Below are 12,937 nucleotides of genomic sequence, written 5' to 3' on the forward strand. Positions count from 1 at the left end.
CGGCAGGTGAAGGGCCTCCGGACCTAGGAGGCCACCAGCACGGGCCCGTGACCAGCGTGCCGGGCCGCTCCGACGCCCACCACCGACTGGCAGCGGCTCGCCAAGGCTCGCCGATCGGTCCCCGGGAGCTGCAGAGATTCGACGTGCACCCGCGCCAGCGTGCGCCGCACGGTGAGCAGCCTGCGGATGGACCGCACCAGTGTCTCGTCGCCGACGAACGCCGGGACGGTCGAGACCCTGCCGTCGGCGTGGTGGTAGGTCAGCCGAAGCGGCTGCACCGGACGGCCGGCGTCGATCGCTGCCTGGAACATCGCCGGGTAGAACGCCCCACGGTCCAGACCGCACCAGGTGGTGCCCTCCGGGAAGCACACCACCGTCTGGCCGCCGCGCAGCCGGCGGGCGACGGTGTCCACCACCACGGGCAGCCGCCGCAAACTGGACCGCTCGATCGGGATGACCTTCAGGATGCGGGCCACGATCCCGGTGGCGAGCCCGGTGAACATATCGGCCCGGGCGACGAATGACCCGGGCAACACCGACCCGATGGCGAAGACGTCGAGCCAGGACATGTGCGGGCTGACCACCAAGACCCCGCGCAGGTTGCGAATCGGGCTGCCCATGATCGTGATTCGGATACCGAAACAGCGCAACACCATCCGGCAATAGATGCGCTGCACGCGAGTCCGGCCCGGTAGCGGCACGGCCAGCAGCGCCACCCCCGGTGCCAGAAGCAGCGCCAGCATCACCCGAAGCGTTACCCGCAGCGCCACCACCAGCGGCGGCGACGCGGCGACGTCGCCGGCACCCACACAACCGGCGTCACACGATGCGCGCGGTAACCAGGGGTGCCCCGTGGCGGCCGGAACGTTCATCGGTCGCCGCCGGCCATCTGCGAAGCGGCCGACACCGACCGCAGCCGCTTCAGATATCGGGTATCGGCGCGCCGTTTGTCCAGCAGGACACAGAAATCTCCGACCCCGAAGTCGGGATCGTGCGCCGGCTCACCGCACACCTGGGCGCCCAGCCGCAGATAACCACGCATCAGCGCCGGGACCGACGGCCGCCCGGGGGCCGGAATGTCGTCGAGGGCCTTCCCGTCGACGATCACCGGCCGGTGTGGACGCACCCGGTACTGCGGCGGGGCGGCGTGACGACTCAGGATGAAGTCACGCACGCCGCGGAGCTGACGGCCCGGGACCAAATTGTCCGGGTCGTCCGAATCTCCGCCGATGGACACCGACACGCAGCCGGTCACGTAGTCGTAGCCGTAGCGGTCCAGGTAGGCCAGGATGCCCGCCCACATCAGCAGCACCACGCCGCCGTTGCGGTGACCCTCGCGGACCACCGCGCGTCCCATCTCCACCAGCGACGACCTGAGCGGGTCGAAAGCGCGAATGTCGAATTCCGTCGCGGTGTAGAGCCCCCCGGCTGCGATCGCGCCCGCCGGGGCCAGCATGCGGTAGCAACCCACCAGTTCGCCGGTGCCGTCGTCGCGAACGAGCAGGTGGTCGCAGTGTTCGTCGAACCTGTCGACGTCCCGTCTTTCGTGGTCGTTCGTCGGCAGGGCGAAGCCGGGCGTGCTGCTGAACACGTCGTACCGGAGCCGCTGCGCCGCCTCGATCATGCTGGCGTCGGTGGACAGCAAGAGCGAGTAGTGCGGTCCCGCGGGCGACGCCGTCGTCGCACCGTCGGGCTTGTCGCTGGGAATCAGGACAGAAGCAATGCTCATGTAAACCAACGTTGCCTAGTCGATGAGCGAGTCGGCATCGTGGCTGTGACGTGTCCGTGCACGTCAGGTGACGAAATGTGGTTGCGCGGGCGGCCGGCCCCGGGCTCCCCCTCGAGAGCCCGGGTCAGGAATTCTGCAGCGGCGCGCTCCAGCGGACGCGGGTGCCGCCGCTGGGCGCACTGTTAATCGCGCATTCGCCGCCGAGGTCTTTGACGCGGCGGGCGATCTCGTCCAGGCCGCCGTGGTCCTGCTGGTCCGAGGGAGCCCCGCGCCCGTCGTCGGTGATCTCGATGAGCAGCTCATCCGTGACGGTGATCTCGACGGCGATGGTCCCGGCGCGCGAGTGCCGCACCGCGTCGCTGAGCGCTTCGCTGACGAAGGCTTCGGCGTGTTCGGCGAGTTCGTCGCTCACCGCGGTCATCGTGCCCGCCATGCGCAGCGTCGTCCCCTCGTTGTCGTCGTCGGCGAGGCGGGCGATCGCGTCCTGGACACGCTCGGCGAAACTGCGCCGCCGGGCCGGCTGCTGCTGCAGATCGAAGACGGTGCGCCGGATGTCGTCGATGACGTCCTGCAGCTCGGTCACGGATTGGGTCAGCCGCGCCGCGAGTTGCGGAGAGCGGAGGTGGGCGGCGACGCCCTGCAGGTCCGTACCGACGGCGAAGACGCGGCTGATCACCTGGTCGTGCAGATCGCGGGCGATGCGCTCCCGGTCCACCAGCACGCTCAGCTCGCGCGTGTTCCGTCGTTCGGTGGCCAGCGTGAGGGCGATCGCGGCGTGGTCGGCGAAGTCGCGCACGAGCTCGAGATGCTCTTCGTCGAAGGGGGGCGCGTCGGTGTTGCGGGCCACCGCGATCACGCCCAGGGTCTGCTGGTCGGATCTCAGCGGCATCAGGATCGCGGGTCGCTCGCCCAGGTCGGTGAACGCCGGGATGGGACGACGAAACGTCTCGGTGAGCACGGGCCGGCCGGTCCGAAACACCTCGCCGGTGGTGGATCCTTGGACCGGAACCTCCTGCCCGAGAACCTCCTCGGCGTGCACGCCGACCGCCGCGGACACGACCAGGCGGTCTACGCCATCGCTGGGTTGGTCGGGGTCGGTCGGAACCAGGACGATCGCCTGCTCGGCGTCCGTCAGCTCCGCGGCGCGTTCCACGATCAGTTGCAGCGGTCGCAGATCCGGGTGCGACTCGGAAAGCAGGGCGTTGCTGATCTCGCGGCTGGCGTCGGTCCATCGGGCGCCCGCGCGGACCCGGTCAAATAGCCGGGCATTGTCGATGGCCACCGATGCCGCTGACGCAAGCGCCTGCAGGGTGATCTCGTCGGGCTCGCCGAAGCAGCGTCCGGGCCGATCGTCGGTGACATACAGGCTGCCGAACACCGCACCGCGGATTATCACGGGCATCCCGAGGAAGGCCCTCATCGGTGGGTGGTGCTCCGGGAATCCAACGGCGGTCGGATGGTCGGACAGGTCGGTCAGGCGCAGCGGCTCGGTGCGGTCGCGCAGGGCGCCGAGCACCCCTTTGCCCACCGGCAGATGACCGACCAGTCGCACCGTCTCGGGGTCCATTCCGCTGTGTACGAAGGATGCAAGGGTCCCCTCGAGTCCCCACACCCCGATAGCCCCGTAGCGGGCGCCGGTCATGCCGATTGCGGCGGCCACGATGCGGTGCAGTATCGCGTCCAGTTCGAGATCGGAGCCGATCTCGATTGCTACCTGCAGCAGCTGTCCCATCTGCTGACGGTCGGCCACCAATTCGTCGAGTTGCTCATGCATCCGGCTCAGATAGTCGGGGTGACGCAGCTTGAAAGCCGATTCACGCTCGTTTTCACGCATCTCCCGACCTTCTCCGACTAGTGCCCGGCGGCCCTACAGTGAAGGCGAATCCCGAGCTTGAAAATGTTTGCTGGCGAGGCGAGTGAGCGTTTGAGGGTTAAGCCTGGATCTGCCGGTAGACTCCACGCTACCAGCGCGCGGAGCGCTTGGCGCAAATGTTGCTGAACGTTACGGATAGCCGTAGCTTGCCGCTTGCACTGTTGGGAATGCAGGCGGCCCGCACCGCCCGGAGACCACGCGCAACGCGGCATCGAAAGCCCGTGCCGCACTGAGCCGTTCGAGCGGTGGCGACGATCGCGGCGACTGAGCTTCGCGCTGGTCCATTCGGACGCCAATGCCCGACTTTGGAATTCGATAGCACATGCGCTATCGAATTCGCCGTTCGGTTGATGGTGCTCACGCGATGCGGATGTGGCCCGGTACGCAAGAGCCCCCGACACCAGGGTGTCAAGGGCTCCTGGGCCGAGGAACTCAGCCCTTGCGCGCCTTGACGGCGTCGGTCAGCTGCGGAGCGACCTTGAACAGGTCGCCCACCACGCCGTAGTCGGCGATCTCGAAGATGGGCGCCTCTTCGTCCTTGTTGACGGCGACGATGGTCTTGGACGTCTGCATGCCCGCGCGGTGCTGGATGGCTCCGGAGATGCCCAGCGCGATGTAGAGCTGGGGCGAGACCGTCTTGCCGGTCTGGCCGACCTGGAACTGGCCCGGGTAGTAGCCGGAGTCGACGGCGGCGCGCGACGCACCGACGGCCGCACCGAGCGAGTCCGCCAGCGCCTCGACCACGCTGAAGTTCTCCGCGCTGCCGACGCCGCGGCCACCGGAGACCACGATGGTGGCCTCGGTGAGCTCTGGGCGGTCGCCCGCGACGGCGGGCTCGCGAGCGGTGATCTTGGTGGCGTTCTCGGCGGGCGCGGGCACCTCCACGGTGACCTGCTCGCCGGCGCCGGCCTGCGGCTCGGCGTCAATGGCGCCACCGCGCACCGTGATGACCGGGGTGTCGCCGTTGGCCTGCGACTCGACGGTGAACGCACCACCGAAGATGGAATGCACCGCCTTGTTGCCCTCCTGGACGCCGACCACGTCGACCAGCAGGCCGGATCCGATCCGGGCCGCGAGCCGGCCCGCGACCTCTTTGCCGTCGGCGTTGGCGGACAGCAGTACGGCGGCGGGTGCGTTCGACTCGGCCAGCGACGCCAGCACGTCGACCACCGGGGTGATCAGGTAATTCTCGGCGTCGTCGGACTCGGCGACGTAGATCTTGGCGGCGCCCGCCTCCTTCAACCCGTCGACCAGCGGCGCGGCAGTTCCGGGCTTGCCGACCACGACGGCGGCCGGCTCGCCCAGTGCGCGGGCGGCGGTGATCAATTCGGAGGTGACCTTCTTCAGTGCGCCTTCGGCGTGCTCAACGAGCACCAAAACTTCAGCCATGGTTTCTTCGCTCTTCTCGTCTGTGGGATGTGTGCTCGGCTAGATGATCTTCTGGCCAACCAGGTACTGGGAGATCTGGTTACCGCCCTCACCCTCGTCGGTGACCTTCTCACCCGCGGTCTTCGGCGGCTTCGGCGTCGACGACAGCACCGTCGACCCGGCGTTATCCAGCCCGACCTCGTCGCTTTCGACGCCGATTTCGGCCAGGGTCAACACCGTGACCTCTTTCTTCTTGGCGGCCATGATGCCCTTGAAGGAGGGGAAGCGCGGCTCGTTGATCTTCTCGGTCACACTCACCACCGCGGGCAGCGACGCCTCGAGCGTGAACACGCCGTCGTCGGTCTCGCGCTCGCCGGTGACCTTGCCGCCCTCGACGGACAGCTTGCGCAGGTGGGTCAGCTGCGGCAGGCCCAGGTACTCGGCGATGATGGCCGGCACCGCGCCGCCGGAACCGTCGGTGGACTCGTTACCGGCGATGACGAGCTCGGTTCCCTCGATGGTGCCCAGCGCGCGGGCCAGTGCCCACGCGGTCTGCACCACGCAGGACCCGCGCATGCCGTCGTCCTTGAGGTGAACGGCCTTGTCGGCGCCCATCGACAGCGCCTTGCGGATCGCCTCGGTGGCACGTTCGGGGCCCGCGGTCAGCACGGTCACCGAACCCTCGCCGCCCTCCCGCTCACGGATCTGCAGGGCCTCTTCGACGGCGCGCTCGTTGATCTCGTCCAGCACCGCATCCGCGGCCTCCCGGTCCAGCGTGTAATCGCCGTCGTTCAGCTTGCGCTCGGACCAGGTGTCTGGGACCTGCTTGATCAGGACCACGATGTTCGTCATGAGTGTGGTTCGTCCTCCTTGAAGGAGTCTCGCAGCAGTCGACCACGAGACTTTCAGTACGCGTTTTGCAGCGCACGGTCGTGTTACTACTCGGTAACTTTGTGCAGCCTGCATTCACACCATAGCGGGTCGTACTGCACGTTCTTGCGGCATGTCTACCGTCCGGAACCGGGGGCGCCCCGTCTCCGGTTCGCGAATCCGACACTTCGCGTTAGCCTGCCTATGCGATGAGCGCAACCGTCCCCGACGTACCCCGGCACAGCCCCGGCGATCCCTTGCCGCCGGCTGACCCCGTGCTGACGTTGACGGGCGAGCGCACCATCCCGGACCTGGACGTCGAAAACTACTGGTTTCGCCGTCACCAGGTGGTTTACCAGCGACTGGCCGGGCACTGCGCGGGCCGCGAGGTGCTCGAGGCCGGCTGCGGCGAGGGGTACGGCGCCGACCTGATCGCCGGCGTCGCCCGCCGGGTCGTGGCCGTGGATTACGACGAAGCCGCCGTGGCCCACGTGCGCACCCGCTACCCCCGGGTGGAGGTCATGCGCGCGAACCTGGCCGAGCTGCCGCTGCCGGACGCGTCGGTGGATATTGTGGTCAACTTCCAAGTCATCGAGCATCTGTGGGATCAAGCACAATTCGTCGCCGAGTGCGCGCGCGTGCTGCGTCGCGGTGGACAGCTGATGGTGTCTACACCCAACCGGATCACCTTCTCTCCCGGGCGCGACACCCCGATCAACCCGTTCCACACCCGCGAACTCAATGCCGCCGAGCTGGCCGAATTGCTGGTGGACGCCGGCTTTCGCGACGTGTCGGTCAGCGGCTTGTTCCACGGTCCGCGGCTGCGGAAGATGGACGCCCGCCACGGCGGCTCCATCATCGACGCGCAGATCGAGCGCGCGCTGGCCGACGCACCCTGGCCGGCTGAGCTGGCGGCGGACGTCGCCGCAGTGACGTGCGACGACTTCGAGATGGTGCAGAGCGGGTGCCGTGACATCGACGACAGCCTGGATCTGATCGCGATCGCGGTAGCGCCGTGAGCAGTTCGCACGACCGGGTGCCCGGCATGTTCACCCTGGTCCTGCACACCCACCTGCCGTGGCTGGCCCATCATGGCCGGTGGCCGGTCGGTGAGGAGTGGCTCTACCAATCCTGGGCGGCGTCCTACCTGCCGCTGATGCGGGTGCTGAGCACGTTGGCCGACGAGGACCGCCACGGGCTGCTCACCCTCGGCATCACTCCGGTGGTGAACGCGCAGCTCGACGACCCGTACTGCCTTGACGGCATGCACCACTGGCTGGCCAACTGGCGGCTGCGGGCGGCCGAGGCCGCCAGCGTGCGGTCCGCTCCCCGTTCGAAGTCGGCCGGCTTCCTGTCATGCACGCCGGAAGCGTTGCGCGACTTGGGGGTTCGGGAGTGCGCCGAGGCCGATCGGGCGCTGGACGAGTTTGCCACCCACTGGCGGCACGGCGGTAGCCCGCTGTTGCGCGGCCTGATCGACACCGGCGCGCTCGAGTTGCTCGGCGGCCCGCTGGCCCATCCGTTCCAGCCGCTGCTCGCGCCGCGGCTGCGCGAGTTCGCCCTGCGCGAGGGGCTGGCGGACCCCCAGCAGCGGATGGCGCATCGCCCGAGCGGGATCTGGGCGCCCGAATGCGCTTACGCGCCCGGCATGGAGCACGGCTATGCGGCCGCGGGCATCACCCACTTCATGGTCGACGGCCCGTCGCTGCATGGCGACACCGCGCTGGGCCGGCCCGTCGGCGATACCGACGTGGTCGCGTTCGGGCGCGATTTGCAGGTCAGTTATCGGGTGTGGTCGCCCAAATCCGGCTACCCGGGCCACGCCGCCTACCGCGACTTCCACACCTATGACCACCTCACCGGGCTGAAGCCGGCGCGGGTGACCGGCCGCAACGTGCCGTCGGAGGCCAAGGCGCCCTACGATCCCGAGCGTGCCGACCACGCGGTCGACAGCCATGTCGCCGACTTCGTCGACATGGTCCGCAACCGGCTGACGAGCGAATCCGAGCGGATCGGGCGGCCCGCCCACGTGGTCGCCGCCTTCGACACCGAACTGTTCGGCCACTGGTGGTACGAAGGCCCGACGTGGCTGCAGCGGGTGCTGCGTGCACTGCCCGCCGCCGGCGTGCGGGTGGGAACGTTGAACGACGCCATCGCCGACGGATTCGTCGGGCGCGCAGTGGAATTGCCGCCCAGTTCGTGGGGTTCGGGTAAGGACTGGCAGGTGTGGGCCGGCGACAAGGTGGCCGATCTCGTCCAGCTCAACACCGAAGTCGTCGACGCGGCGTTGAGCACTGTCGACAAGGCGCTGTCGCAGCGGGCATCGCTGGACGGGCCGCTCCCCCGCGACCACGTCGCCGACCAGATCCTGCGCGAGACCCTGCTCACCGTCTCCAGCGACTGGCCGTTCATGGTGAGCAAGGACTCGGCCGCCGACTACGCGCGTTACCGCGCCCACCTGCATGCCCACGCCACCCGCGAGATCGCCGGGGCGCTGGCGTCCGGAAGGCGGGACACCGCGCAGCGGCTGGCCGACGGATGGAACCGCGCCGACGGACTGTTCGGCGCACTCGACGCGCGCAGGCTGCCTCGATGAGTTGGGCGGCAGCGTGAAGATCCTGATGGTGTCGTGGGAGTACCCACCGGTAGTGATCGGCGGGCTCGGCAGACACGTGCATCACCTGTCGACCGCGCTGGCGGCCGCCGGTCACGAGGTCGTCGTGCTGTCGCGCCACCCCACGGGTACCGATCCCAGCACGCACCCGTCGTCCGACGAGGTGGTCGACGGTGTCCGGGTGATCGCCGCCGCACAAGACCCGCACGAATTCTCCTTCGGCAGCGACATGATGGCGTGGACACTGGCGATGGGCCATTCCATGATCCGCGCCGGGCTGTCGCTGAAGAAGCGGGGCAACAACCGGCCGTGGCGTCCCGACGTCGTGCACGCACACGATTGGCTGGTGGCTCATCCCGCCATCACGCTCGCCGAGTTCTACGACGTGCCAATGGTTTCCACCATCCACGCCACCGAAGCCGGACGGCATTCCGGCTGGGTGTCCGGTGCGATCAGCCGTCAGGTGCACGCCGTGGAGTCCTGGTTGGTGCGCGAATCCGACTCGCTGATCACGTGTTCGGCGTCGATGAGCGACGAGATCACCGAACTGTTCGGTCCCGGGCTGGCCGGAATAACGGTCATCCGCAACGGTATCGACGCCGCGCGCTGGCCGTTCGCCGAGCGGCGGCCGCACACCGGCCCCGCCGAACTGCTCTACCTCGGACGGTTGGAATACGAGAAGGGTGTGCACGACGTCATCGCCGCCCTGCCGCGGATCAGGCGCACCCACCCCGGGACCACACTGACCATCGCCGGCGAGGGCACTCAGCAGGAGTGGCTCATCGAGCAGGCCCGAAAGCATCGGGTGCTCAAGGCAACTCGGTTCGTCGGGCACCTCCACCACGCCGAGCTGCTCGCGGTGCTGCATCGGGCCGATGCGGCGGTGCTGCCCAGCCACTACGAGCCGTTCGGAATCGTCGCGCTGGAGGCCGCCGCGGCCGGCACTCCACTCGTGACGTCGAACATCGGCGGCCTGGGCGAGGCGGTGCTCAACGGCCAGACCGGGGTGTCGTGTGCGCCCCGCGACGTCGCCGGGCTGGCCTCGGCCGTGCGGGTCGTGCTCGACGATCCGGACGCCGCGCAGCGGCGCGCCCGAGCCGCCCGCGAACGGCTCACCTCGGATTTCGACTGGAGGACCGTGGCCACGGAAACCGCGCAGGTGTATCTGGCGGCCAAGCGCGCCGAGCGGCAGCCCCAGCCACGGATGCCCATCGTTGAGCACGCCCTGCCAGACCGCTAACATCCAGCGATGGGGCTGGAATATTCGAGCGTGGTCGACGCGCCTATCGCCGACGTCTTTGCGTGGCACACCAGACCGGGCGCGTTCGCCCGGCTCTCGCCGCCGTGGCAGCCCATGCGGCTGGTCACCGAGGCCACCTCGCTCAAGGACGGGCGGGCGACGCTGGCGCTACCGGGCGGCCTGCGCTGGGTAGCCGTCCACCAGCCCGACGGCTATGACCCGCCGCGGCGCTTCGTCGACGCCATTGGCGGCGACGGACTGGCCACGCTGCCGGCACGAACCGCGGTGCGCTGGCGGCACACCCACGACTTCGAAGACGTCGGCGACGGCCGCACCAGGGTCATCGACCGGGTTGACACCCCGGTGCCGGGGGCGTTGCTGCGTCCCATGTTCATCTACCGGCACCGTCAGCTGGCTGACGATCTGGCCGCGCACCGGCTGGCCGCCGAGAACGGGCTGGCGCCGGCGACGGTCGCGGTCACCGGAGCGTCGGGGTTGGTGGGGTCGGCGTTGACGGCGTTTCTGAGCACCGGCGGCCATCGCGTCATCCGGTTGGTCCGCCGCAACCCGAGGGGCGACGACGAGCGGGAGTGGAATCCCGACGACCCCGACCGGGGGCTGTTCGACGGGGTGGACGCGGTCATCCATCTGGCGGGCGCGTCGATCGCCGGCCGGTTCACCGAGAAGCATCGAAAGGCCATCCGCAACAGTAGGATTGGCCCCACCCGTCGGCTGGCCGAAGCGCTGGGCCGCACCGCGCACCGGCCGGCAGTACTCATCTCGGCTTCGGCGATCGGATACTACGGATACGACCGCGGCGATGACATCCTGACCGAGGACAGCGAACGCGGAGACGGTTACCTCGCCGACGTCGTGGCCGACTGGGAGGCGGCGACCGCACCCGCGGAACAGGCCGGGGTGCGGGTGGTAAAGGTGCGCACCGGCATCGTGCAATCCCCGCGCGGCGGCACGTTGAAGCTGATGCGTCCGTTGTTCAGCGCCGGGTTGGGTGGCCGGCTCGGCGACGGCCGGCAGTGGCTGTCGTGGATCGGGATCGACGACCTGGTCGACATCTATCACCGCTCATTGTGGGACGAACCCCTGTCGGGACCCGTGAATGCCGTTGCGCCGCAGCCGGTTCGCAACAGCGAGTACACCGCCACCCTGGCCCGCGTGGTACACCGGCCCGCGGTGTTGCCGGTGCCGTCGCTGGGGCCGCGGGTGCTGCTTGGCGAGCAGGGCGCGCGTGAATTGGCGTGCGCCAGTCAGCGGGTGGCTCCGCAGAAGCTGACCGCGGTCGGGCACCGGTTCCGCCAGCCCGATCTCGAGCAGGCGCTGCGCCACCTGTTGGGGCGGGTAGGCGAGTAATAGATCTACCGCAGTTGGGCCTGATCACGCCCAGTTTAAATCTCTTAATGATTCAATCTCTTAATGATCTCAGGTGCGCTGATCCGGCATGCCGGTCGGACCAGCGCGGCCGTGATCGGCATCTTCGCGCTGGCCGCGATGGTGCTTGCCGCGCGCCCGGCCCGAGCCGAAGCCACCGAAGCGGACAGCACGACCGACGTCGCATGCGCAAGCGCGACCCAGGCGGTACCGACGACCTGGTATTTCCCGAGCACGCCGCCTCGGGGATTGGTCTGGCTGCAGCACGGCTTCGTCGAAGGCAAGAAAGTATGGTCGGCCTTCGCCACCGAGGTCGCCGAGAGCGGCTACCTGGTGATGGCCACCACGCTGCCCACCCTCAGCGTCTCCGGCTGCACGGTGGAACACCTGATCGACAACACCGGCTTCCTGGGCAACATCGCCGATGTCTTTGCCCACAAAGACGATCCGAATGGCGCGTTGGCGACGTCCTTCGCGATGGCGGCGGCGACGGTCGGCCGGCCTGTCACGCCGTTGCCCGACAATCTGGTTTTCGTGGGGCATTCGGCCGGGGCCGAGGCCGTCGAATACGTCGCGGAGCGTCTGCACAGCACCTACCCGGCAACCTTCGCCCAATTGCGCGGCATCGTGAGCGAAGACGGCGTGAAGTCGTTCATCGGTTCCAATACCGACGACGCGCTGGCAGGTCTGGCAGGCACCACGCTGCCGATCTACGCCACGGCGTCGCCGCATCTTCTTTGCAACTTCTTCCAACGCGGCACCAAGGCAATCGAACGGTATCTGTCGGATCGTGCATTTCACGGGGTGAAGATCACGACCGGCGCCCACGGCGACGCGCTCGGCCCATCGTCGCCGACTTACGAGAACCTGGTGTGTGGTCGCCCGAAGCCGGACAACGTCGCGGCGGTATGGGGTCTGACACGAGGCTGGATCGCCGATATGTTTGCGGGAACGATCACACCCGATTTCTACCCGGGCGGAAGCTATTACACCGAACTCTTGACGGCCGGCACCATCACGACACTGCCGTGACGAGTCACGGCACCGAACGGACGGTCACTGGCCCGCCACGGCGGCAACGCCGCCAAACCGGCCGAAATCCCAGCTCGGAGAGCGGGCGTCAGCGCGGTACCGCATGGCGCGATCACGGATCAATGCCGGCCCTGTCCAGTTCGCCCCGAAATCGCTGCATCGCATGGATCACCGCACCGAGCACCCGATGCGCGGCCATCAAGTCGCCATCGGGCAGCTCCTCGAGGGCCACACGAGTGTGCGCACCCAGCGGACTGAAGAACGACCGGGCGGTAGCCAGGCCGGATTCACCGTGACGCAGGATGACCTTACGGCGATCGTCGGGGTGTGAATCACGGCGAATGTGGCCGGAATCGATCAAGCGATCCACCAGGTAGGTGATGGCCGAACCAGACAGTCCCATCCGTTGGCTGAGGTCACCTGAGGTCATCGGCCATCCTGCGGTTTCTGCCACCATGATGTACATCAGCGCACGGAAGTCGTTGGGCCGCAAGTGATGCGACACCGCAAACTGCCGGCCGATCTGGTCGGATTCCGTTGACATCTCCCGCAGATCGGCCGAGATCAGCGCCTCCAGCGCATCGCGGCGCCGGCGCTGCTCATCAGCTTCCATAACGGTGTGCAGCATATCCCCGAATCGCCAGACATTTCAGTTGGTTAATGGTTAATTTGCTGAAATGCCTCGGTTGGGGCGGCTTTGCCCCGCGGGTTCCGGACTGGCGGAGCACCATTACCTTCAGTAAGTTAATGTTTAAATTACTGAAGGTGATGGGTAAGATCGTCCGAGGTTGAGAAGGGCCCATCGGAGCGATTTCGCGGCGGCAG

11 protein-coding genes are annotated in these 12,937 nt (G+C 68.1%); 5 read left to right on the forward strand and 6 right to left on the reverse strand.

Features of this window, described 5'->3' with window-relative positions:
- Positions 1–23 precede the first annotated feature (23 nt).
- The 5 genes from AWC17_RS19635 to AWC17_RS19655 all read right to left on the reverse strand — a co-directional run bounded on the left by AWC17_RS19635 (position 24) and on the right by AWC17_RS19655 (position 5,822).
- Positions 24–872 (reverse strand): lysophospholipid acyltransferase family protein, encoded by an 849-nt coding sequence (locus AWC17_RS19635; RefSeq protein WP_085164983.1) that lies wholly within the window; start codon positions 870–872, stop codon positions 24–26.
- Positions 869–1,729, reverse strand: a complete 861-nt coding sequence (locus tag AWC17_RS19640) for a GNAT family N-acetyltransferase (protein WP_047321695.1) — start codon at positions 1,727–1,729, stop codon at positions 869–871. Before AWC17_RS19640 ends, AWC17_RS19635 begins: the two co-directional genes overlap by 4 nt.
- Before the next feature lie 124 nt (positions 1,730–1,853).
- The gene (locus AWC17_RS19645) at positions 1,854–3,503 is read right to left on the reverse strand and encodes a GAF domain-containing sensor histidine kinase (protein ID WP_208618382.1); all 1,650 of its coding nucleotides are present in this window, start codon (positions 3,501–3,503) and stop codon (positions 1,854–1,856) included.
- Between the two features lie 531 nt (positions 3,504–4,034).
- Entirely contained in the window at positions 4,035–4,991 is a 957-nt protein-coding gene (locus AWC17_RS19650; RefSeq protein WP_085164987.1) for an electron transfer flavoprotein subunit alpha/FixB family protein, read from the reverse strand.
- Positions 4,992–5,030: 39 nt separating this feature from the next.
- Positions 5,031–5,822: an electron transfer flavoprotein subunit beta/FixA family protein gene (locus tag AWC17_RS19655; RefSeq protein ID WP_046186521.1), complete on the reverse strand. Its 792-nt coding sequence runs from the start codon at positions 5,820–5,822 to the stop codon at positions 5,031–5,033.
- A 227-nt stretch (positions 5,823–6,049) separates the two neighbouring features.
- On the opposite strand from AWC17_RS19655, the gene AWC17_RS19660 reads away from it, so the two are divergent.
- The 5 genes from AWC17_RS19660 (at position 6,050) to AWC17_RS19680 (ending at position 12,112) form a co-directional block, all read left to right on the forward strand.
- Positions 6,050–6,859: a class I SAM-dependent methyltransferase gene (locus AWC17_RS19660; protein WP_085164989.1), complete on the forward strand. Its 810-nt coding sequence runs from the start codon at positions 6,050–6,052 to the stop codon at positions 6,857–6,859.
- 26 nt (positions 6,860–6,885) lie between these two features.
- A complete protein-coding gene (locus AWC17_RS19665; RefSeq protein WP_276038656.1) occupies positions 6,886–8,436 on the forward strand; it encodes a glycoside hydrolase family 57 protein in 1,551 nt (516 codons plus the stop codon).
- A gap of 13 nt (positions 8,437–8,449) precedes the next feature.
- The gene (locus AWC17_RS19670) at positions 8,450–9,694 is read left to right on the forward strand and encodes a glycosyltransferase family 4 protein (RefSeq protein ID WP_047321761.1); all 1,245 of its coding nucleotides are present in this window, start codon (positions 8,450–8,452) and stop codon (positions 9,692–9,694) included.
- A gap of 9 nt (positions 9,695–9,703) precedes the next feature.
- On the forward strand, positions 9,704–11,062 hold the full coding sequence (locus AWC17_RS19675; RefSeq protein ID WP_047321692.1) for a TIGR01777 family oxidoreductase: 1,359 nt from the start codon (positions 9,704–9,706) through the stop codon (positions 11,060–11,062).
- A gap of 63 nt (positions 11,063–11,125) precedes the next feature.
- A complete protein-coding gene (locus AWC17_RS19680; protein ID WP_046183278.1) occupies positions 11,126–12,112 on the forward strand; it encodes a hypothetical protein in 987 nt (328 codons plus the stop codon).
- Positions 12,113–12,224: 112 nt separating this feature from the next.
- Here the strand turns inward: AWC17_RS19680 and AWC17_RS19685 are convergent, their stop codons facing one another.
- Positions 12,225–12,740 carry a MarR family winged helix-turn-helix transcriptional regulator gene (locus AWC17_RS19685; RefSeq protein WP_046183277.1) on the reverse strand — a complete coding sequence of 172 codons (516 nt, stop codon included), beginning with the start codon at positions 12,738–12,740 and terminating at the stop codon, positions 12,225–12,227.
- Positions 12,741–12,937 lie beyond the last annotated feature (197 nt).

This window comes from Mycobacterium nebraskense (assembly GCF_002102255.1).
Lineage (GTDB): Bacteria > Actinomycetota > Actinomycetes > Mycobacteriales > Mycobacteriaceae > Mycobacterium > Mycobacterium nebraskense.